Genomic DNA, 21,833 nt, shown 5'->3' on the forward strand with positions numbered 1-21,833 from the left:
TATGCTCAATCCAATTGTTAGGAAAGGGGCAATGCATCGTGTCGCCAGCCAGACTATGGCAACTACTTCGTTTCCTGCTCGTCATCATCGGGCTCATCTTTGTCATCTGGGGACTGAGCGTCCTCTTCACGTACACGTATCCATTCGTGTTCGCTCTCTTGTTATCCTTGTTGACGGTCCCGCTCGTCAACTGGTTCGAGCGTGAGACCAAGTTGCCACGCGCCCTCGGCACTCTCGTATCTTTATTGATTGTCATGAGCATCGTCAGCGGAGTGATTGCCATCGTCGTGACCCAACTCATTCGCTATTTGACGATTGCCGCCGAAAAATTGCCTGCCCAGATTGAAACGTTTACCGAATACATACAACGTCTATTCAATGAAAAACTCGCCCCATGGGTCAACGATGCATACGACAGCATCCAACGACTCAACCCTGGACAGGCGAATTCGCTCGAAGGTGGCATCACCGAAATCGGTGTCCAGCTCGGCGCCGCGATCGGCGTCTTGTCCCGAGGGGTCGCCGGCTTGTTGCAGGGCATCTTGAGCGCGTTGCCGCTCGTCTTGCTCTTGTTCATCGTCATCGTGCTCGCCTGGTTCTTCATCACAAAAGACTGGCCGGACTATATGAAGTCCATCGCTCGCTTGAATGAACGAAAAGGTTTCAAAGAGTTCGAGCTCGTCATGACGAATTTGCGCTCGGCGCTGTTCGGTTACGTCCGCGCGCAATTGACGCTCATCTCGATCACGTTCGGAATCGTCTTAATCGGCATGTTCATCCTTCGTGTCGACAACCCGTTCTCGTTCGCCCTGCTCGCGGCCATCTTTGACTTGTTGCCGTACCTCGGTGTCGGGACGCTGTTATTGCCGTGGGCCGCCTATGCCGCCGTCACGGGCGAATGGTTCCTCGCGATTGGGCTCGTCGTCCTCTATATCGTCGTTATCGTGCAACGCAATCTGGCCGAACCGAAAATCGTCGGCTCTCACATCGGCCTCGACCCGCTCGCCGCCCTCATCTCGATTTTTGTCGGGCTCCAACTGTTCGGGGTACTCGGCTTCATTTTAGGGCCGGTATTGGCCGTCCTGCTTAAAGCCCTCTATAACGCCCAAGTGTTCCACTACATGTGGAAGTTCGTCATCGGGCCGACGACACCAAAAGAGCGATGACACGTCATCGCTCTTTTGTCTTCGGTACCGCCACGAACGGTGCCCCTTCAGTTTGGTCCGGATGCGTCACCATCCCGGTCGTGCCCGCCTCATAGGCGGCAACGGCCAAAATACAGGCGTCGATGATATCATCGACTTGCACGTTCGACATCTTCCATTTCCATGGCGAGCTGTTCGAATAACGGCGCAACAACTCGATCCGTTCGAGCTCTCCCGCCTCGGTCTTCTTGCTGAAGGCCGCCTCGTTCCCCGTCATGACGGCAAAACACACTTCAGGATGCGACTCGTAGACGTCCGCATCCGTGATCGTTTGAAACTCACGGATGCGCGGCACCAAGTTCCACGCCTGTTTACTGATCCCTTTTCCGACCAGTTCCCGGCTCTTCGCATTCGCCTCGGCATAGGACGCCTCCATGAGCACGTCTTGAATCGGCGGCGTGAAGATGGACGACTTCCGCTGCTTCAGTTGTGACCGCATCCAGGCATCACACGACCGGTCCGGCGCATCGATCGTCGCCAAGTCTTTCGGCATGTCGACAAAGTGGACGGCCCCTTCAATCAATAAATCTTCCAACTTTTCTGAGATGGTCAAACAGAGCGAGATGCTATCGTACGTGATTCGTACCCAGCTCCCGCTCGCGCCATCAATTCCTACTCCGACCACGTCGTCCCTCCTGCATCAAAAACAATATTCCGAGCACCGCGCATAAGACGGTCACTCCCAACAACCATTGACTCGGCCAAGCCGTGTATCCGAGTCCGAAGACGACGGCTAAGCCAATCAATAACAATCCTGACTTCAACGTTTCCACTCTTCGAGCATCAATGCGAGCGTGCGTACCATGACCCCAGTCGGTCCTTTTGGTCCGAGATCGCTTGCCGCCGAACGTTCACTCGTCCCGGCGATATCGAGGTGGAGCCAAGGCGTGTCGCCGACAAACTCACCGACGAACGCGCCACCAAAGATCATATGCCCATAACGGCCCGGCGAGTTGTTCAAATCTGCGACTTCTGATTTCCGGACTTGTTTAATGAAGACGTCGAAGTATGGCATTTGCCAGACGAGTTCATTCGTCTCTCGGCTCGCAGCTTCTAAGGCGCCGTAGAGCGACGCATCGTTCGTCAGGCAACCAGTCACTTCTGTGCCGAGTGCGACGAGTACACCGCCCGTGAGCGTCGCCACATCGATGATGGCTTGTGGTTCATACGTCTTGGCAAACGTGACTGCGTCGGCGAGGACGAGACGACCTTCTGCGTCGGTATTGAGCACTTCAATCGTCTTCCCGCTCATCGCCGTGATGACATCATCCGGTTTGAACGCGTCCCCTGAGATCATGTTGTCCGTCGATGGGATGACGCCGATGACGTTCACGTTCGGTTTCGTCGTCGCAAGCGTCTCGAATAGGCCGAGCACGGTCGCCGCGCCCCCCATGTCGCCTTTCATACCGACGATGCCGTCTTTCGGCTTGATTGAGTAACCACCCGTATCAAACGTGATTCCTTTTCCGACGACGGCGACGGGCGCTGCATCGCCTGCACCGTGGTATTCGAGGACAATCAATTTCGGCGGGATGGTCGACCCTTGATTGACGGCGAGCAGTGCACCCATCCCGAGCGCCTCCATCTCTTCCTTCTCCAAGATGCGATGGCTGAATCCATGACGTTCGGCCAATTCGACCGCATAGTCCGCGAGTGTTTCCGACGTCAAAATATTGGCCGGCATCATCGTGAGCGTCCGTGCGACATTGACACCGCGTCCGTAAGCGGCACCCGTCAACGCCTCTTCCTCTACACCAGCACCGAGCAACGTGATCGTCACGTCTGACTTCGCCGGCTTCGGTTCAGATTTGTATGTAGGGTGCTCATATGTCGCCATCTCATACGCTTCGGCAAACAGTTTCGCCGTGTTCGGTCCGAACGCGTCGAGCGCGACCGCGACGTTTGTGAAGGCGCGTGCTTTAATTTGTTTCGCGACTTTCCCGAACCAATTGCGCACGTTCTCAGGCGTATTCTCGTTGCGTTGTCCAAGACCGACGAATAGGATGCGTTTGACCGTTCCTTCGAACGTCGGGACGATGGACAGTTCCCCTGTTTTCGTCGAGATGTCCGACGCTTGGATGAGCGACTTGACGCGCCCGTTAAACAACATATCGAGGCCTTCGTCAATCGTGTCGGCAGCACCGATTCCGACGACGATCGTGTCATATGAACCGTTCCAATCTAAATCCTTCACTTGATACATGTTTGCCACTTCCCTTCTTTATATATGGTTAGCATAACGAACTTCGGCGAAATAATGAAACAGTATGCGTAAGAGTCATGAATTCTTCGAATTCAGGCGTTAACTCCTCGTTGTGACGATGATTTATTTTATGATAGGATAAGAAAGTACGCAATCAGGCATCCCTCACTGTTGAGGCGAGGCCATTTTGTTCGGTCGAGGCTTCCCCTAGTAGTAGACCGTTGCTACTTTAATCTTCCAGGTTTTCGTTAGTTCCTTTTTCATTTCGGGTAAGAACTAACGAGATAACATTGGAAACCACTATTTCTTTGAAGAGAGGGACTACGCTTATGTCACACATTAAAGGTATTGGCGCATCTGCAGGAATCGCAGTTGCGAAAGCATTCGTCATGGAGACACCTTCATTCGACATCCCGACAAACAAAATCGAGGACGTAGCAGCTGAGAAAGCCCGTTTCCAAGCGGCCATCGCTCAGTCAAAAACAGAACTCGAAGAAATCCGTCAAATCACGCTTCGTGAGCTCGGTGAAGACAAGGCTGAGATTTTCTCGGCTCACTTGCTCATCGTCGAGGATCCTGAGATCGTCTCACAAGTGAACGACAAAATTGAAAGCGAACACATGAACGCTGCGAAGGCGCTCGATGAAGTCGCTCAAATGATGGTCATGATCTTTGAATCGATGGATAATGAGTACATGCGTGAACGCGCTGCCGACGTTCGTGACGTCACAAAACGCGTCATGGCGCATATCCTCGGTGTCACATTCATGACGCCTGCGTCGATTTCTGAAGAAGTCATCATCATCGCTGAAGATTTGACACCGTCTGACACGGCGCAACTCAACCGTAAATACGTCAAAGGTTTCGCGACAAACATTGGTGGACGTACGTCTCACTCAGCGATCATGTCTCGCTCACTCGAGATTCCTGCTGTCGTCGGAACAAAAGTAGCGCTCGAAAAAATCAAGAACGGCGACCTCGTCGTCATCGACGGGACAGAAGGCGACGTCTTCGTCAACCCGTCTGAAGAACTCGTCAATGAATATATTGAAAAACGTGCTTCATTCGAAGCTTACAAAGAAGAGTTGAAACAACTCGTCAACGAAGAGTCAGTCACAGCCGACGGCCATAAAGTCAAACTTGCGGCAAACATCGGTACACCGAACGACCTCGAAGGCGTGTTGAAAAACGGCGCTGACGCCATCGGCCTTTACCGGACCGAGTTCCTCTACATGGACTCAGAAACGTTCCCGACGGAAGAAGAGCAATATACAGCCTATAAAGCAGTACTCGAAGGTATGGACGGCAAACAAGTCGTCATCCGTACGCTCGATATCGGTGGAGATAAAGAATTGTCTTACCTCGACCTTCCAAAAGAAATGAACCCGTTCCTCGGCTATCGCGCGATTCGCCTTTGCCTCGAAGAGACGGACTTGTTCCGCACACAACTTCGCGCCCTTCTCCGTGCCTCAGCGCACGGTGACCTCGCCATCATGTTCCCAATGATCGCGACACTTGAAGAGTTCCGCGCGGCGAAAGCGCTCCTTCTCGAAGAAGAAGCGAAGTTGAAAGCAGAAGGCATCGCTGTCGGTAACTACGAGACAGGGATGATGGTCGAGATTCCATCGACTGCCGTCATGGCGAAGCAATTCGCGAAAGAAGTCGACTTCTTCTCAGTCGGCACGAACGACTTGATTCAATACACGATGGCAGCGGACCGCATGAACGAGAAAGTCTCGTACTTGTACCAACCGTTCAACCCGGCCATCTTGAACCTTCTCCACAACGTCATCACAGAAGCACATAAAGCTGGCAAATGGGTCGGCATGTGTGGCGAGATGGCTGGAGAAGAGCTCGCGATTCCAATCCTTCTCGGACTTGGCCTTGACGAGTTCTCGATGTCAGCTTCAAGCGTCCTTCGCGCACGTAGCCTCGTGAAGCGTTTGACGAAGTCAGAAACAGAAGCGATCGTCAACGACGTCCTCAACATGGATACAGCTGAAGAAGTCGTGAACTTCCTCAGTGAAAAATTCGATATTAAGAAGTAACAAAAAAAAGAAGTTCTCGCAGCTGCGAGAGCTTCTTTTTTGTTTACTCGGCTCCTTTATCATCCGTTCTGAAGTCGAGCGCTTCACCGGCGACGACCGTCTCTCCGAATGGGACGACGACGATTTTACCGTCTCCGTTCGTCCAAATGATCGGCGTGATGAGCGATGGGACTTTGTCACGAATCAAATTGAGGTCAACGTCGAGCAAGACATCCCCCGCTTCGACGCGGTCGCCTTCTTTCACTTTGGCGACGAAACCTTCGCCTTTCAGATTGACCGTATCGAGTCCGACATGGATAAGAATCTCGCGTCCATCGTCCGCAAGTAGACCGATCGCATGTTTCGTCGGGAAGAACGTCGTGATTTGTCCCGTGACCGGCGCAACGACTTGTCCTGAACTCGGTTCGATGGCAAACCCTTCACCCATCATACGGCCCGAGAAGACTTGGTCCGGAACGTCATCGAGTGACAAGATGACACCCGACATCGGGGCGAGGAAGCGATGATCGGCATGTTCGGCCGCTTCTGGTGTGATGACGGCTTTTTCTTTCGGTTTGTATTCGCCGCCCTCGATGATGGCCGCGATTTGCGATTTGAGCGTATCCGATTTCGGTCCGAAGATGGCTTGAATATTATCTCCGACTTCGAGTACTCCGGCCGCTCCCAAATCTTTCAGCAAGTCTTTATCGACTTGTTTCACATCGTTCACGGTGACGCGAAGACGCGTGATACAGGCGTCGAGGTGTTTGACGTTTTCAGGTCCGCCGAGACCCACGAGCACTTCGTACGGTAAATCGTCTCCGACGACGGCACGGGCGCCTTTGCCTTCGGCGACGGTTTCACGTCCCGGCACTTTCAAGTCGAACTTCGTAATGGCGAAGCGGAACCCGAAGTAATAAATGACCGCGAAGACGAGGCCGACTGGAATGACGAGCCACCAGGCTGTCCGGTTCGGCAACACTCCGAACAATAGATAGTCGATGAGTCCGCCTGAGAACGTCATCCCAATCTTAACGTTAAGCAAGTGCATGGTCATAAAGGATAGTCCAGCAAAGACGGCGTGAATACCAAAGAGTAGAGGTGCAACGAAGACGAACGAGAATTCGACCGGCTCGGTGATTCCCGTTAAGAATGAGGTGAGGGCTGCTGAGAAGTAAAGTCCTTCGACGTCTTTGCGACGCTCTTTCGGGACCGTGTGGAACATGGCGAGACAAGCGGCAGGCAATCCGAACATCATGAACGGGAACTTCCCGGTCATATACGTACCGGCCGTAAATTCGACTCCATCACGTAATTGTGCGAAGAAGATCCGTTGGTCCCCTTGGACGAGGTCTCCCGCCTGGTTCGTATATTCCCCGAACTGGAACCAAAACGGAGAGTACCAAATGTGGTGCAGACCGAACGGGATCAAGGAACGCTCGACCAAACCGAAGACAAAGGCTGAAACGGCGACGTTCGCTTCAATGATCGTGCTCGAGAACGTGTTGATCGCTGAACCGATCGGCGGCCAAATGTAGGCGAGCGCAATCCCGATCACCAAGCTGAACGCGGCGGTCGCGATAGGCACGAACCGTTTCCCTGCAAAGAACCCTAAGAAATCCGGCAACTTGATGTTGAAGTACTTGTTGTACGCGAATGCGGCAATGAGACCTGCGATAATACCCCCGAATACCCCCATTTGGAGCGTCGGGATCCCGAGTACCGTGGCATAGGCCGGGTCTCCCTGGGCGATTTCCGCGGTAATACCGTTCCACGTGCTGATAACCTTGTTCATAATCAAATAACCAACGATAGCTGCTAACCCGGCAACACCGTCCCCGTTGGCTAGCCCGATGGCGACACCGACGGCGAACAATAGACCTAGATTGGCAAACACGATATCCCCGGCATCTGTCATAACTTGCCAGACGAGGACGAGTGAATCGTTTGCCAAGAAAGGCAAGAGCGAAACGAGATCAGGATTTTGGAACGCGGTACCAAATGCGAGTAATAGACCGGCTGCCGGTAGAATCGCAACCGGAAGCATGAGTGCCTTCCCGATTCGTTGCAAAACACCAAACACTTTCTTCCACATCATGGTTCCCTCCTTTTGTCAGAATACTTACTTTTCCCCATCTGCCAGTAGGCTGAAACCGTTTCACCCATACAAAAAAAGCCAATCCATAATGGATTGGCTTATAGCTTCATTCAGTTTGCTTTCTTTTCGTTACCTGAAGCGATGACCGCTTGCATTTCTGATTTCAATGCATCCGAACGTGGTCCGAAGATGGCTTGAACGTTGTTACCGACTTCAAGGACACCAGCTGCCCCGAGGCGTTTCAACTCTTCTTTGTTAACTTGGCTCTTATCTTTTACTTCGACGCGGAGACGTGTGATACATGCGTCAAGGTGTTTGATGTTTTGTGAACCACCGAAACCAACGAGGATATCTTGTGCAAGTTCCGAACCTGTAGCAGTTGATTGCTCAACGACTTCATCTTCACGGCCCGGTGTTTTAAGGTTGAACTTACGGATAACGAAGCGGAATCCGAAGTAGTAAACGACTGCGAACACGAGACCGACTGGAATGACGAGCCACCAGTCTGTACGGTTAGGAAGTACACCGAAGAGAAGGTAGTCGATCAAACCGCCCGAGAACGTCATCCCGATTTTGACGTTCAAGATGTGCATGACCATGAATGAAAGGCCCGCGAAGACTGCGTGTACTGCGAACAAGAGTGGAGCAACGAACAAGAATGAGAACTCGATCGGCTCAGTGATACCAGTCAAGAACGATGTAAGTGCTGCCGATGCCAAGAGACCACCGACGACTGCTTTACGTTCAGGACGTGCTTCGTGGTACATTGCGAGTGCTGCTGCTGGAAGACCGAACATCATGAACGGGTACTTACCAGTCATGAACGTACCGGCTGTGAGTTCAGCGCCATCACGAATTTGTGCGAAGAAGATAGCTTGGTCACCACGAACGATGTTACCCGCTGCATCCGTGTACGAACCGAACTCGAACCAGAATGGTGAGTAGAAGATGTGGTGAAGACCGAATGGAATCAATGAACGTTCGATCAAACCGAAGATGAATGCCGCGAACGTGCGGTTTTCAGTCAACATGAAGTTTGAGAACGTGTTCAAGCCGTGCTGAACTGGTGGCCAGATGAGAAGCATGACGAAACCAGCGACAACTGCCAATACCGCAGTAACGATTGGGACGAAACGCTTACCAGCGAAGAAGCCAAGGAATTGCGGCAACTCGATGTTGAAGTACTTATTATATGCCCAGGCGGCGATCAGACCGACGATGATCCCCCCGAATACCCCAGTTTGGAGCGTTGGAATCCCGAGTACTGATGCGTAAGCCGGATCACCTTGTGCGATGATTTCAGGTGTGAGTTCGAGCCAAACACCCATAACTTTGTTCATGATGAGGAATCCGACGATGGCTGCGAGTCCGGCAACGCCGTCCCCTGCTAAACCGATCGCGACACCGACTGCGAATAAGAGTGCTAAGTTCGAGAAGATAATGCCACCCGCTTGCTCCATGAGTTGAGCGAATTTCACAACGCCTGCGTTCGTTAACCAACCAGCGCGTGATGTGAGGGCCGGGTTTTGCATCGCGTTACCGAATGCAAGAAGAAGACCGGCTGCCGGCAAGATCGCTACAGGAAGCATAAGTGCTTTACCGACTTTTTGAAGAACACCAAAGATCTGCTTAAACATGATAAATCCTCCTTTTTGTGATTGTCTCGTGCGGAAAGACGACTGTAGATGTCAGACAACCGACGTATCTAAACGTTTTCATAATAAACGTTTATAAAAACAGAAACAGGCATGAATAAGGTATAGAACGTAGACCTCTCCTAATGGAGACATCGTTGCGTTCCACTCCTTACTCATGCCTGATCGAATCAGTAACACGTAAGATACGTGGTATCAGTTATCTACTTGTTAGGCGCTGGAGATGCATCGTCAAATATGTCGCTTCACCTCGCGGGACAGGACGCTTTAATTCGCGTTCCATGATGCCCATCAGCTCCCAAGCAGTACTATAGCATAGCGGATATTCTTCGCGCAATACCTTTTCAATTTTTTGTGGGGCCTCCACCATCTCACCCGTCGCAACCCGCTCAACGGCGTACCTTAAGTGCCGAAGTAAGCGCTTATAATCGAGTGAACTCCGGTCCATTTTGACGTTCAAACGACTCTCAATCGTCTGAACGATTTGCCCGATGATTTGGTTGTGCCGGTTGACCTCGAGGACGTTTTTAAACGTCGTCGCCGAATGGATATGGAGCGCGATAAATCCGATCTCCGCATCGGGCAACAGCACGTCGAGCCGCTCGTGAATCATATCGACGATACGTTCGGCGAGCGCGTACTCGTTCGGATAGAGCGATTCGGTCTCGAGCAAGAACGGATTTGTCACTTCCATCCCTTGTTCGATTCGCTTCATCGTGAAGAACAAGTGGTCAGTCAAACCGATATGAATATGTTGATCGACTTTTTTGCCCGTATTGTTCTCGATAAACCCGACGATTTCTTGCATGAAGGCAATAAAGTCTTCATCGACGTGTTTGACGAGCTCACGGTATTGTGATTGCTCTTCTTTATCTGTCAGTTGATACACTTTCTCCGGGACACTGGCCGGGTCGACGAGATCGCCCGCTTTCTTGCCGAAGCCAATCCCTTTCCCGAGTAGAATGACTTCCGGTTCCGGATCATGTTGGCAAATGACAACGCTATTATTCAACACTTTCTTGATCGTATACATCGGTAATGTCATTCTCATCGCATCCCTTACTAATTAAATCGTTATCTTATCTAGTATATCGGTTCGCCTTCTAAAAAAGTAGGCAGAAAACAAAAAAGACGAACATTTCTGCCGTCTTTAAAACATTGAGTAACCACTCTTACGCAAGTAGCGGATCGTGACGCCGGCCAAAATCGCACCGAGCAGTCCGAAACCAAGCATGAACACATCCAAAAACTGAAGTCCGAGCACCCGTTCGTAAACGTTGGCGAGCGCGGTCGATGTCTCCGTGATGTAACTCGAGAGCTTGACGTTATCAATCATCATAATGACGAAAATCGGATAGATGAACACGAGCGTCCATGTTTTTTTAAGTAGCATGTTCAAAATGAAGCCGATGCTGAAGAAGATGACCAAATAAAGAATCGCCCCAATGACAGCCTGGATGATATGCATGCGATTGCCCCCTTTTCCCGTTGTCTATTATACCGAATCGTCTGCGCTTAGGTCAAAGGTGAACCGCACCCTACCGACAATAAAAAAGTGACCCGCTCCTAGGAGCGGGCCACTCAGATATATGGCTTAGAATTTACCTTTTTTGAGGACGAGACCGTACTTCTTCAATTCGAGGAAGTGTTTGTTGTCGATCACTTTCTTCATGAATGAAGCGTTGCGACCGAAGATCTTTTTGCCCATGACGATACCGATGCCGTCGTTATGGCCAAGTGATGCGACTGTCCCTTTGCTCTCATACGTGAACTTCGAAGTTGATTTCCCGTTGATGAGTGCTGCGATGTTTTTCGCCACGTTGTGCGCTTGTTGTGTCGCGATTTGGGCAGTCGGCGGGTATGGACGGTTTGAGACCGGATCCATGACAGCCGAGCAGTCACCGATGATGAAGACGTTGTCGTGACCAGGGGCACGGTTGTCCGCCTCGACCATGACACGGTTACGGACCGCTTCAAAACCAGACTTCTCAACGATCGGGCTACCGCTGACGCCACCTGTCCAGAGAATCGTGTTCGCTTCAATCGTCTCTGTCGTGTCGCCTTGGAGTGGACCGAATGTGACGACACCAGGCTCAACGCCTTTGATGCCGTTGCCGAGTTTCATCTCGACGCCGTTTCGTTCGAGCCATTTCTGCGCATACGTCGTGAGTTCTGGGTCGAAACCAGGAAGTACAGTCGGAGCGGCCTCGATGTTCACGATGCGAACCGCTTCACGTGGCACGTCATACTGTTTGCAAAGCTCAGGCACACGGTTGACGAGCTCACCGAGGAACTCGATTCCTGTGAAGCCGGCGCCACCGACAACAATCGTCACGTACGAGCGGTCAGCTGAACCGTTCGTTTTATATTGAGCGAACGAGTACTCGATATGTTCTTTGATTTTACGGACGCTGTTGAGCGAGCTGATTGTCATCGCATGCTCTTTAAGGCCAGGGATACCGAATGTCTCCGGTACGCCGCCAAGCGCGAACACGACATAATCATATTCAACTGCTGAACCGTCTACGAGCAAGACTTGTTTTGCCGTAGTATCGACGCGATCGACGATCCCTTTGACAAATTTCACACGTGACGGGTTCACGACGTCGTTGATGTAAATGCGAGCTTGATCCGGTTTCATCGTTCCGGCCGCTGGCTCATGAAGCCACGTCGTCTGGTAATGGTAATCATGCTTGTTGATGAGCGTGATGTTCGCGTCGCCAGCTGAGAGCGTCTTCTGGAGGTTGACCGCTGTGATGAGTCCACCGAAACCTGCGCCAAGAATAACAATGTTAGGTCGTTTCATGTTCATTTCCACCTTGTTTTGATAGTTTTGTTTTCTTGAACAATCATGTTGTGTGTTTTTTCACATGAGTGTTCACAATAAAGCCTAAACCTTGTTCAACCAATGTTCACAATTGCTTCTCGTTCATTGTACGCTGTTTGTTTTGTTTTCTCAATGGAAAAGCATATCTTCTTGAAATTTTTTTGAATGTGTAGCATGTTTGTACAGAATGGATTTAATTCACGATTGTCACTATAATAGATGTATACGTTTTGAGGAGGAATTCGATGAAATCGACGAAAGATGTGATCATCATCGGTGGCGGCCCGGTCGGACTGTTCACCGCATTTTATGCAGGTATGCGCCAACTTGATACGGCGTTGATTGAAAGTTTGCCACAACTCGGCGGACAATTGTCGACATTGTATCCAGAAAAATATATTTACGACATCGCGGGCTTCCCGAAAGTGAAGGCCCAAGATTTGATTGACCAATTGAAAGCCCAGGCTGATCAGTTCGAACAAGACTACCGTCTCGGGGAGACCGTTGAAACGGTCGAGCGTCTTGAAGACGGCACGTTCCAGATTACGACGAATAAAGATGAGTACCATACGAAAGCCATCATCATCACGGCTGGGAACGGGGCATTCGCCGCACGACCGCTCGGCCTCGATGGTTGCGAAGACTATGCGAACCTTCATTACTTCGTCGACAACATGGAGAAGTTCCGTGACCGTCGCGTCATGATCGCCGGTGGCGGCGACTCTGCCGTCGACTGGGCACTCATGCTCGAAGGCATCGCCAAAGAAGTCCATATCGTCCATCGCCGTGACCGCTTCCGGGCCCACGAGCATACGGTCGAACAGATGAAAGCTTCGACGATTAACGTCTGGACGCCATATAACATCGAATCACTCTCAGGTGAGACGCACATCGAGTCGGTCGAATTGACGGACAAAGACGGCGAATCGAAATTCGTCGAGATCGATGACCTCATCTGTAACTACGGTTTCGTCTCGTCACTCGGCCCAATCAAAAACTGGGGCATGGAGTTCGAGAAGAACACAATCCGCGTCGACTCACGCATGGAGACGACGGTCGCCGGCATCTTCGCTTGCGGTGACATCGCCACGTATGAAGGAAAAGTGAAATTGATTGCGACCGGCTTCGGAGAAGCCCCAATCGCCATCAACCAAGTGAAGCAGCTCGTCGACCCGACAGCGCGTCACCCGCAACACTCAACTTCGGTATTTGCCGGGAAATAAAGATATGGCCCTCATCATCGCGATGAGGGCCATTTTCATTTACGGATGGTTTGGAGGATGACCCGATCGAGCCAGTCATCGAGTTGGGTAAAGACGAAGCCGGCCTTTTTCGCCTCGGCAATCGACATGTAATAGTCGACGTCCGTATCATATGGCGACGACTCGCCGTCTTTGATGATTTGGACCGGTTTATTTAAATGATGGCCAATCCGCTCCATGAGTGCACCGAGTGAGATGATGCCCTCACTCGCCGCATTGAACGGACCGGTCACATTGGCCCGACCGACCCACTCTAAAAACGACGCCGCCTCAAAACTTGAGATAAAGCCCATCTTTGCTTCGGGATGATGCAGGACGATCGGCTCTTCTCGACGGACGGCATCGATATAAAACTTGAGACGATCCGTATAGTCGTCTGGACCTAAGACGATCGGCAGACGGACGGTCGCGACCGGGAACGAGGCGCGGTGAAAGAAGTAGGACTCGGCTTCTCGTTTACCTTGTCCATAGTCGTGATCGGACTCGAGATGATAGTCATGATGAAGCGGATTGAAGTCACTTTCTTTCAAATCGGCGCCAGGTGCATAGACCGACATCGTCGACGTGAGCACATATTTGCCAACTTGATCCATGAACGCGTCCGATGCGATTTTCGCCTGATATGGATTGAAACAAATATTGTCATAGACGAGGTCGTAACGGTCGCGCGATAAATCTTTCATCGTCGCCACCGACTGTCGGTCCCCTTTGATGGAACGAATGCCTTCCGCCTCTGGCACTTGGAGCTGTCCACGCGTCACAATCGTCACATCATCACCGGTCTCCGCCAAGCGAAGCGCCAACCGCTTTCCAAAATAGCGTGACCCACCGAATATCAATACTTTTCTCATCGTCCCTACCCCTCCTACATAAAAATGACATCTCTTTTCATTTTCCCTTGGTTCCTCTCGACTAATCTTCCACATCCTTGAATTTTTTTGTTATTCTTATATATATGATAGAAGAAAGAGGCGAGACCCATGCATCAAATCATGTTAGAAAAAGGATGGACGTGTGAGTTACCGAAACAATACGCCATCTACCAAAGCTTATCCGATTTCAGCCGCTACTCAGTGCTTGACCAAGAGGAAGAGAGCGTCTGTTCGTTCCAAATCACGACCGACACATGCAAAATCACGGCGTTCCGCCCTTGGCAACATCACATCGAATTGAATGCGACATCCAAAGTGATTCGCTTGATTTTGATGGAAGAAACCGACTGAATCGAAAAAGGCCAATCGTCCACACGATTGGCCTTTCGTTTAGCAATCTCCAGGTGTCCCGGCGTTCGACGCCGTCCGGAAACTCGAACCACATCCACACGTGGCGATGGCGTTCGGATTTTTAATCGTGAACCCGCCTCCGAGCATCGACTGCTTATAGTCGATTTCGAGCCCGTCGACGACCCCATGGTCGGCTTCGGCGACGATGACGCGGACGCCGTGATGGTCGAATTGGATATCTCGATCCGTTTTATCTTCATCGAATCCCATTCCGTACGAGAGACCGGTGCAGCCTCCGCCTTGGACCTTGATGCGCAAGTACTGATTCTCGGGGTGTTCTGTCTGTTTCATCATATCGATGACTTGTAATGCAGCTGACTCTGTCAAATGAATCATCTGAACTCCTCCTTCATTATCTTAACTTCAAGTCAACTGACTTGAGATTTTGTGAAATATCTTGTATAACTAAACTGTAACAAAAAAAATTAAATCGTTCCATCTTCGGGGCAGGGTGAAATTCCCGACCGGCGGTATTGAAGACATGATCTTCTCAGCCCGTGAGCGAGCAAGGCGTTGCTTGCTGATTTCGTGAGATTCGAAAGCCGACAGTAAAGTCTGGATGGGAGAAGATGGCGGCATCCGACCGATATCCGGATGTTTTCTTTGACGTGGTCTCTTCCGCGACGGAAAACATCTATTTCGTATGCGCGTAACCTCTCCCGATTGTATGATGCAATCGGGATTTTTTATGCGACGGGTGCCATTCATCAAGGAGCGACAAAAGGAGAGATTTTGATGAAAACAACGCGCAACAAACGATTGACAACACTGGTGACGCTATCGATGCTCGGGGCCATTTCTTTTGTCCTCATGCTCTTTAACTTCCCGCTGCCTTTCCTACCACCATTTCTAAAAGTGGACTTTAGTGACATTCCCGCGCTCGTCGCCGGGATCGTCTTCTCCCCACTCGCAGGCGTCGTGGTCGTCGCTCTAAAAAACGTCCTCTACTATGTCTTTAACGGTGGCGGCGTTCCGGTCGGTGAAGTCGCAAACTTCTTTGCAGGAGTCGCCTTCATGTATCCGGTCGCATGGTTCTACCATAAACGTAAAACGAATAAAGCGCTCGCTTCAGGTCTCGTGGCCGGTACGATCACGATGGCACTCAGCTTGGCGATTTTGAACTATTTACTCATCTTACCAGCCTACGCGTTCTTCTTCGGCATGACCGAGATGGCGCAACCGGCAGTTAAAACGGACCTCGTCCTCTACGGCATCTTGCCGTTCAACCTCATCAAAGCGTTGTTGATTAGCGCCTTGTTCGTCCCCCTCTTCCTCAAATTGAAGCCGTGGATCGAACGCCAGCGGATGCAACTCCAGGCTTAATGCGAAAAGCACCTAGAAATAGGTGCTTTTTTGTATGGTTGCGTTATGCTTGAGGAAGAATAGGAGGGAATCACTTGAAAACGATTGAAGAGGTCACTCACTTTTTAGAGAATGATTCGGAATTGAGGGGTCTCTTGAAAGACGTCGCTTCCCTCGAGCTACCCGACTGGTGGATCTGTGCCGGATACGTGCGGGCGAAGATATGGGATGACGTGCATGGCTATCCAACACCAACGCCGACCGAGGACGTCGATGTCATCTACTTTGACCGGTCTCAAATTGACGAGGCGATTGAAAAAGAATATGAGGCACAATTACACGTCCTGTCCCCGACCGTCCCGTGGTCGGTCAAAAATCAAGCGCGGATGCATCTGGTTAATCAATTGCCGCCCTATCAGTCGGCGATCGACGCCTTGGCCCATTTCCCCGAGACCGTCACCGCCATCGGGGTCAGCCTCGATGCGAACGACCGCTTGATCGTGGCCGCGCCTTACGGTGTTGATGACATCATCGAATTGAGGCTGCGACCGACCCCAGCATTTGCAGACGGATCCCCGCATCACCACATTTATCAAGCGCGGATCCAAAATAAGAATTGGCAAGCCATTTGGCCGAAACTTCAAGAAGTGGACGTGACTCGTCACGGACTGTAGAACCCGACCGCCGATACGGTCGGGTTTTGCTGTGCGTTCATAAACGTCTTCACAAAAAAGAGTGACCACCGAAGTGATCACTCTGGGTATATCGGATTTGATTAGAGAAGCAGACCAGCAAGCGTGGCTGACATCAAGTTGGCAAGCGTACCTGCGAGAATCGCGAGGACACCCATACGTGCGATGTCGTTCCGACGGTTCGGTGCCATTCCACCGAGACCACCGAGAAGGATTGCAAGTGACGAGATGTTGGCGAATCCACAAAGTGCGAAGGCGATCATCGCTTCCGTACGTGCTGAAAGTTCACCAGTACCGATGATTGGTGCGAATTCAGAGAAGGCAACGAATTCGTTCAAGACGAGTTTTTGACCGAGGAAGCTACCGAACTGAACCGCATCAGCCCACGGTACACCGATGATAAACGCGAGTGGTGCAAACACGTAACCAAGAATCAATTCAAGTGAGAGGCTCTCAAATCCGACCAAGCCGCCGATTCCACCAAGAATCAAGTTGACGAGCGCAATCAATGAAACGAAGGCGAGAAGCATCGCACCGACGTTCAAGGCGAGGAAGAGACCGTCAGACGCACCGCGAGCGGCTGCATCGACGAAGTTCGCTGCTTTGTCCTCTTCATCTTCAGCGATTTCGATGTCATCATTGTACTCTTCTGTTTCAGGAACGATGATTTTGGCGAACAAGAGACCAGCAGGTGCAGCCATGAAGCTCGCTGCGAGCAAGTACTCGAGCGGTACACCAAGGGCAGCGTATCCAGCGAGAACCGAACCGGCAACCGACGCGAGTCCCCCGACCATGACGGCGAAGAGCTCCGATTGTGTCATCGTTGGAAGGTAAGGCTTGATGACAAGCGGTGCTTCCGTTTGACCGACGAAGATGTTTGCCGTCGCTGAGAGCGACTCTTTACGTGATGTGCCGAGAGCTTTCGCAAGGGCTGTACCGAGAATTCGGATGACCCATTGCATGACACCGAGGTAGTAAAGCAAAGCGATTAAAGAAGACATAAAAATGATAATCGGCAACACTTGGAATGCGAAGACGAAGTTGTCCCCTCCTACAGCTGTACCGAAAACGAAGGCGATTCCGTCATTTGCTGTGTTCAAGACGTTCTGAACGCCTCCTGAGATCCATTCTAACGCGCTACGTCCTGCTGATGTGAAGAGGACGAGGAAAGCGAACGTAAACTGTACCGCGAAAGCGGCAAGAACGGTACGCCATTTGATGGCTTTACGGTTGGTTGAGAAGATGTAAGCGATTCCAATTAGTGCCAAAATACCAACCACGCTCATGATATTCATTGGTGTTGTGCTCCTTTCATATTGGGGAAACCTGATATTGTGATATACCCGAATCGAGATATGTCCTACCGTTTGAAACGCTTTCTTTTTATGTTGTTAAACGTCAGACAACCTACATTCGAACCTCTTTGAATATAACAGACCCTTTTTAAAAATGCAACGGGTCAAAACAGTCAAAATAAAAAAAGTTTGAAGTTGCTTCAAACTTTTTCACCAAGCCATTTCTTCAATTTTTTCATATACGTTCGTCACGAGTTGCTCTGGCGTATCTCCCGTCACGACCTCGCCATCGACTAGGCAAAACAAGTCGAGCGAACAGACGCCACAGTAGCCTGTACAGCCGTATTCAACGACATCCAGGTCTGGATCGGACTCTAGTTTGGCCCGGGCGATTTGCGAGCCCATCGCCAAATTGGAGGCACAGAACTCAATGATCGGATTCATCATGTCATTCACCCTTCCCCTTTCCCTCAAAACAGGAAAATGGTTCTTCTACGGCGTATTATAACATGATACAGTTGAAGTGTAACAAAGGGGGATTTTTATGCGCAAATTAGTCGTCTTGGGAGGCGGTTACGGGGGTATGCGTGTAATCGAACGCGTCCTCGGCCATCAGCTGAAGGATGTATCGATCACACTCATCGATCGTCTACCTTACCATGGGTTAAAAACAGAGTATTATGCACTTGCGGCGGGGACCGTATCGGATCGCGATATCCGTATCGATTTTCCAGAAGAGATCGATTACATATACGGTCAAGTCACCGATATCGACGCAGGCGACAAGATGGTTCTGCTCGCGAGCGGTGAAAAAGTACCGTATGACGACCTCGTCATCGGACTCGGTTGCGAGGACAAGTATCACAATGTGCCTGGTGCAGCCGAGTTCACGTACAGCATCCAAACGTTAGAAGAATCACGTAAGACCCAACAAGCCATCAACGGTCTGTCACCCGGTTCAATCGTCTCAATCGTCGGCGCTGGATTATCGGGTGTCGAACTCGCCAGCGAGCTACGCGAGAGCCGTCCCGATTTGACGGTCCGTTTGTTCGACCGTGGCCCATCGGTCTTATCGTTCCTATCGAGCCGTGTCTCGATGTATGTCCAGTCTTGGTTCGAAGAGCACGGCGTCGAGGTCATCAACCAGTCGAATATCGTCCGGGTCGACGCCGACGGCCTATGGAATCACGAGCAACACTTCCCGTCTGATTTGACGGTTTGGACGGCTGGGATTCAACCGGTCGCCGTCGTCCGAAATCAAGGATGGGAACTCGATGGCGGCGGGCGCGTCAAATTGACACCGCACCATTACGTCCCGGAACAGCCGGACATCTTCGTCGTCGGAGACAACGCCAGCCTTCCGTATGCACCTTCCGGTCAACTTGCGGAAGCGCAAGCGGAACAGATCGTCCAAGTGTTGCTCTGTAAATGGAAAGGCGTCAGTTATCCGGATTTACCGGATATCAAACTTCGAGGAACGCTCGGCTCGCTCGGGAAGAAGGCCGGCTTCGGCGTCTTCATGGGCAAACAGTCGCTCACCGGCAAAGTCGCTCGGCTACTCAAGTCCGGAATTCTTTGGAAACATAAAGTCATTAAATAACATGAACGGGTCGACCTTTACGGTCACCCGTTTTTTTTGTGTAACGTGTTCGATTTGGCGTTCTGCCGCCATCTCCTTGAGTCAAAAGTCTTGTATCTGAATCCCCTGTATCCTTATCTAAATATTCAGATTTTTAATTCCATTGACATATTCTACCCGATGGGAAAACTTGTTACTCTATGGGCACGGCAGTTCGACATCGCGTCACCTCGCCTACATAACCCGAAGGAGGAAACAAGTTGAAAAAAGTTTGCAGCACTGTCCTCGCCTCACTGCTCGTCTTGTCAACCGTTCCAGGAGGCGCAGAAGCCGCCCCGAACAAAGAGAAAGAACGTGTCATCGTCGTCTTCAAGGAATCGGCGAAGAACATCCCGCTCTCGATTGAAGGCATGGAAGTTCGCCAACAGTACAAAAACCTTCCGGCCGCAGCGCTCGAAGTACCGAAGGCTGCCTTGAATGGCTTGAAGAACAACCCGAACGTCGCCCACGTGGAAGTCGATCAAACGGTACAAATCGAAAATCAGACGCAAGACTGGGGCATTCCGAAGTTGAAAGCTCCATCAGCTTGGCAGAGTGGCTACACCGGGAAAGGCGTGAAAGTATCGGTCGTTGATACCGGAATCTCGCCGCACCCTGATTTGACGATTTCTGGTGGTGCCTCGTTCAGTACAGTCACGAGCTCATACGCGGATGACAACGGTCACGGTACGCACGTCGCCGGGATTATCGGTGCCCGCAACAACAGCATCGGAACGGTCGGGATTGCCCATGAGGCGAGCATCTATGCCGTTAAAGCACTCGAAGCCGACGGTAGTGGTAGCCTCTCGAGTATCATCGCCGGGATTGACTGGTCGATCACGAACGATATGGACGTCATCAACTTGAGTCTCGGGACGACAAGTCCATCGACGACGCTCCAACAGGTCGTCGATCGCGCCAATAACGCGGGTATCCTTGTCGTCGCGGCAGCCGGTAACAACGGACGCTCTGACGGTACAGGCGACCTCGTCAACTACCCGGCCCGTTACAGCTCGGCCATCGCCGTCGCGGCGACGGACATCAACAATAACCGCGCCTCGTTCTCGGCGACAGGTAGTACGGTCGAAGTCGCGGCACCAGGTGTGAGCATCAACTCGACACTCGCGAACGGCGGCTACGGTCAAATGAGCGGGACATCGATGGCGACACCTTACGTCGCCGGTAACCTCGCACTCATGAAGCAAGCGTTCCCGACGTTGTCGAGCTCGCAACTCCGCACGAAACTATCACAAGATTCAATCGACCTCGGAACGGCCGGACGTGACACATGGTTCGGGAACGGACTCGTGCAAGCACCGACGGCTGGCGGCACGACGCAACCGGTCCAAGCGCTCACGACGACAGTATCGACATCGAAATCAACTTACTACGCTGGTGAAGTCGTCTCCATCTCTTCAACAGTCCGGAATTCGAACGGCCAAGCGGTCGCGAACGCCGACGTCCGTGTGACGGTCACACAGCCAAACGGCGCGACGCTCACAGGAACAGGCAAGACAAGTTCAACGGGCGCCATCACGTTCACGCTCTCAACAACCTCTTCGTCACAACGTGGGACGTATCAAGTGAAATCTGATGCGACGCTCACGGGTTACACGTCAGGTTCGGCGACGTCGTCGTTCCGTCTTCTATAACGCAAAAGAGTCGAACGACAATCGTCGCTCGACTCTTTTCATGCTGTCGTCTGTTCGATGGCCGAATAGACTTTCCGAAGTTGGACGACCCCTTCGTCCACCACTTCCCCATCGATGAGCACGAGCGGATAGAACCACTCGTCCTGCTTGATTGCTTCGGCGATGTCATCGTCCGCCGTCTCAAAATCGATATACTCGAATTCGAACGCCTGATTCGGGTACTTCCGTGCCAATGCGCTTTGCAACCATTCATATGTCTCAATCGAGCTCGGCGCCCCGACACAGCTCGCACACTGTACTTCGGCCCCATATACGGTGATTTTCATATCCATTCCCCCTCTTCTTTCCTATTATACAAAAATCAAGAAGGGGCATCGTCACAAAACGCTCAGCGTTAATGATTGAGAAACAATCTCAAACTTGCTAGAATGAAAGAGAACCAGAAAGGGGTAGATACCATGGAAATGTTTGATCAAGTCCAAGAAGTACTCGATAAATTACGCCCGTTCTTGCTTCGCGACGGCGGTGACGTCGAACTCGTTGATGTAGAAGAAGGCATCGTCAAACTTCGTTTGATGGGTGCATGCGGCAGCTGCCCATCTTCAACAATTACATTGAAAGCCGGGATTGAGCGCGCGCTCATCGAAGAAGTACCTGGCATCGTTGAAGTCGAACAAGTATTCTAAACAAAAAGGGAGACAATCATGTCATCCC

The 21,833-nt window shown here is 51.3% G+C and carries 19 protein-coding genes, 2 pseudogenes and 1 riboswitch; of the genes and pseudogenes, 9 read left to right on the plus strand and 12 right to left on the minus strand.

The window, feature by feature from the left end; genetic code table 11:
- The first annotated feature begins 38 nt into the window (after window positions 1–38).
- Window positions 39–1,166, plus strand: coding sequence for a sporulation integral membrane protein YtvI (gene ytvI, locus KNP72_RS02160; protein ID WP_214717623.1), 1,128 nt, complete (start codon window positions 39–41; stop codon window positions 1,164–1,166).
- A gap of 4 nt (window positions 1,167–1,170) precedes the next feature.
- On the opposite strand, the gene KNP72_RS02165 is transcribed toward ytvI, so the two are convergent.
- Together KNP72_RS02165 and KNP72_RS02170 are read right to left on the minus strand one after the other, a co-directional pair.
- Complete coding sequence (locus tag KNP72_RS02165) at window positions 1,171–1,830, minus strand: DUF429 domain-containing protein (RefSeq protein WP_214831950.1); 660 nt, start codon at window positions 1,828–1,830, stop codon at window positions 1,171–1,173.
- A gap of 135 nt (window positions 1,831–1,965) precedes the next feature.
- Window positions 1,966–3,408 (minus strand): leucyl aminopeptidase, encoded by a 1,443-nt coding sequence (locus tag KNP72_RS02170; RefSeq protein ID WP_214831951.1) that lies wholly within the window; start codon window positions 3,406–3,408, stop codon window positions 1,966–1,968.
- A gap of 329 nt (window positions 3,409–3,737) precedes the next feature.
- Here KNP72_RS02170 and ptsP point away from each other — a divergent pair, with 329 nt between their 5' ends.
- Complete coding sequence (ptsP, locus tag KNP72_RS02175) at window positions 3,738–5,456, plus strand: phosphoenolpyruvate--protein phosphotransferase (protein WP_214717627.1); 1,719 nt, start codon at window positions 3,738–3,740, stop codon at window positions 5,454–5,456.
- A 136-nt stretch (window positions 5,457–5,592) separates the two neighbouring features.
- On the opposite strand, the pseudogene ptsG (KNP72_RS02180) reads toward ptsP, so the two are convergent.
- The 5 genes and pseudogenes from ptsG (KNP72_RS02180) to KNP72_RS02200 all read right to left on the minus strand — a co-directional run.
- A pseudogene (gene ptsG / locus KNP72_RS02180) lies at window positions 5,593–7,530 on the minus strand (glucose-specific PTS transporter subunit IIBC); the annotation flags it as partial.
- A 140-nt stretch (window positions 7,531–7,670) separates the two neighbouring features.
- Window positions 7,671–9,170 (minus strand): annotated as a pseudogene (gene ptsG, locus KNP72_RS02185) (glucose-specific PTS transporter subunit IIBC); the annotation flags it as partial.
- Between the two features lie 217 nt (window positions 9,171–9,387).
- Window positions 9,388–10,233, minus strand: a complete 846-nt coding sequence (gene glcT, locus KNP72_RS02190; RefSeq protein WP_021065527.1) for a glucose PTS transporter transcription antiterminator GlcT — start codon at window positions 10,231–10,233, stop codon at window positions 9,388–9,390.
- Window positions 10,234–10,338: 105 nt separating this feature from the next.
- The gene (locus KNP72_RS02195) at window positions 10,339–10,656 is read right to left on the minus strand and encodes a YuiB family protein (protein WP_021065526.1); all 318 of its coding nucleotides are present in this window, start codon (window positions 10,654–10,656) and stop codon (window positions 10,339–10,341) included.
- Between the two features lie 126 nt (window positions 10,657–10,782).
- The gene (locus KNP72_RS02200; protein WP_214717628.1) at window positions 10,783–11,994 is read right to left on the minus strand and encodes an NAD(P)/FAD-dependent oxidoreductase; all 1,212 of its coding nucleotides are present in this window, start codon (window positions 11,992–11,994) and stop codon (window positions 10,783–10,785) included.
- A 266-nt stretch (window positions 11,995–12,260) separates the two neighbouring features.
- Here KNP72_RS02200 and KNP72_RS02205 point away from each other — a divergent pair, with 266 nt between their 5' ends.
- On the plus strand, window positions 12,261–13,238 hold the full coding sequence (locus KNP72_RS02205) for an NAD(P)/FAD-dependent oxidoreductase (protein WP_034778371.1): 978 nt from the start codon (window positions 12,261–12,263) through the stop codon (window positions 13,236–13,238).
- Between the two features lie 35 nt (window positions 13,239–13,273).
- Here KNP72_RS02205 and KNP72_RS02210 read toward each other — a convergent pair whose 3' ends face one another.
- A complete protein-coding gene (locus tag KNP72_RS02210; protein WP_214831953.1) occupies window positions 13,274–14,128 on the minus strand; it encodes an NAD-dependent epimerase/dehydratase family protein in 855 nt (284 codons plus the stop codon).
- 129 nt (window positions 14,129–14,257) lie between these two features.
- Here KNP72_RS02210 and KNP72_RS02215 point away from each other — a divergent pair, with 129 nt between their 5' ends.
- On the plus strand, window positions 14,258–14,500 hold the full coding sequence (locus tag KNP72_RS02215; protein WP_214717630.1) for a hypothetical protein: 243 nt from the start codon (window positions 14,258–14,260) through the stop codon (window positions 14,498–14,500).
- Window positions 14,501–14,539: 39 nt separating this feature from the next.
- On the opposite strand, the gene KNP72_RS02220 is transcribed toward KNP72_RS02215, so the two are convergent.
- Window positions 14,540–14,896 (minus strand): HesB/IscA family protein, encoded by a 357-nt coding sequence (locus KNP72_RS02220; RefSeq protein WP_021065521.1) that lies wholly within the window; start codon window positions 14,894–14,896, stop codon window positions 14,540–14,542.
- Between the two features lie 97 nt (window positions 14,897–14,993).
- Window positions 14,994–15,135, plus strand: a riboswitch (FMN riboswitch).
- 160 nt (window positions 15,136–15,295) lie between these two features.
- On the opposite strand from KNP72_RS02220, the gene KNP72_RS02225 reads away from it, so the two are divergent.
- Both KNP72_RS02225 and KNP72_RS02230 read left to right on the plus strand, forming a co-directional pair.
- The gene (locus KNP72_RS02225; protein ID WP_031199812.1) at window positions 15,296–15,883 is read left to right on the plus strand and encodes an ECF transporter S component; all 588 of its coding nucleotides are present in this window, start codon (window positions 15,296–15,298) and stop codon (window positions 15,881–15,883) included.
- 74 nt (window positions 15,884–15,957) lie between these two features.
- Entirely contained in the window at window positions 15,958–16,536 is a 579-nt protein-coding gene (locus KNP72_RS02230; RefSeq protein WP_214831954.1) for a nucleotidyltransferase family protein, read from the plus strand.
- Window positions 16,537–16,637: 101 nt separating this feature from the next.
- Here the strand turns inward: KNP72_RS02230 and KNP72_RS02235 are convergent, their stop codons facing one another.
- Complete coding sequence (locus KNP72_RS02235; RefSeq protein WP_214831956.1) at window positions 16,638–17,849, minus strand: NupC/NupG family nucleoside CNT transporter; 1,212 nt, start codon at window positions 17,847–17,849, stop codon at window positions 16,638–16,640.
- Window positions 17,850–18,059: 210 nt separating this feature from the next.
- Window positions 18,060–18,296 carry a YuzB family protein gene (locus KNP72_RS02240; RefSeq protein ID WP_021065517.1) on the minus strand — a complete coding sequence of 79 codons (237 nt, stop codon included), beginning with the start codon at window positions 18,294–18,296 and terminating at the stop codon, window positions 18,060–18,062.
- A gap of 97 nt (window positions 18,297–18,393) precedes the next feature.
- Between KNP72_RS02240 and KNP72_RS02245 the strand changes: the two genes are divergently transcribed.
- The gene (locus KNP72_RS02245; RefSeq protein ID WP_021065516.1) at window positions 18,394–19,449 is read left to right on the plus strand and encodes an NAD(P)/FAD-dependent oxidoreductase; all 1,056 of its coding nucleotides are present in this window, start codon (window positions 18,394–18,396) and stop codon (window positions 19,447–19,449) included.
- A gap of 239 nt (window positions 19,450–19,688) precedes the next feature.
- Window positions 19,689–21,119 (plus strand): S8 family serine peptidase, encoded by a 1,431-nt coding sequence (locus KNP72_RS02250; RefSeq protein WP_214831958.1) that lies wholly within the window; start codon window positions 19,689–19,691, stop codon window positions 21,117–21,119.
- Window positions 21,120–21,157: 38 nt separating this feature from the next.
- Here the strand turns inward: KNP72_RS02250 and KNP72_RS02255 are convergent, their stop codons facing one another.
- Entirely contained in the window at window positions 21,158–21,451 is a 294-nt protein-coding gene (locus tag KNP72_RS02255) for a DUF1462 family protein (RefSeq protein ID WP_029595112.1), read from the minus strand.
- Between the two features lie 96 nt (window positions 21,452–21,547).
- On the opposite strand from KNP72_RS02255, the gene KNP72_RS02260 reads away from it, so the two are divergent.
- Entirely contained in the window at window positions 21,548–21,805 is a 258-nt protein-coding gene (locus tag KNP72_RS02260; protein WP_228617585.1) for a NifU family protein, read from the plus strand.
- Window positions 21,806–21,833: the final 28 nt, after the last annotated feature.

The organism is Exiguobacterium sp. s152, assembly GCF_018618335.1.
Lineage (GTDB): Bacteria > Bacillota > Bacilli > Exiguobacteriales > Exiguobacteriaceae > Exiguobacterium > Exiguobacterium chiriqhucha.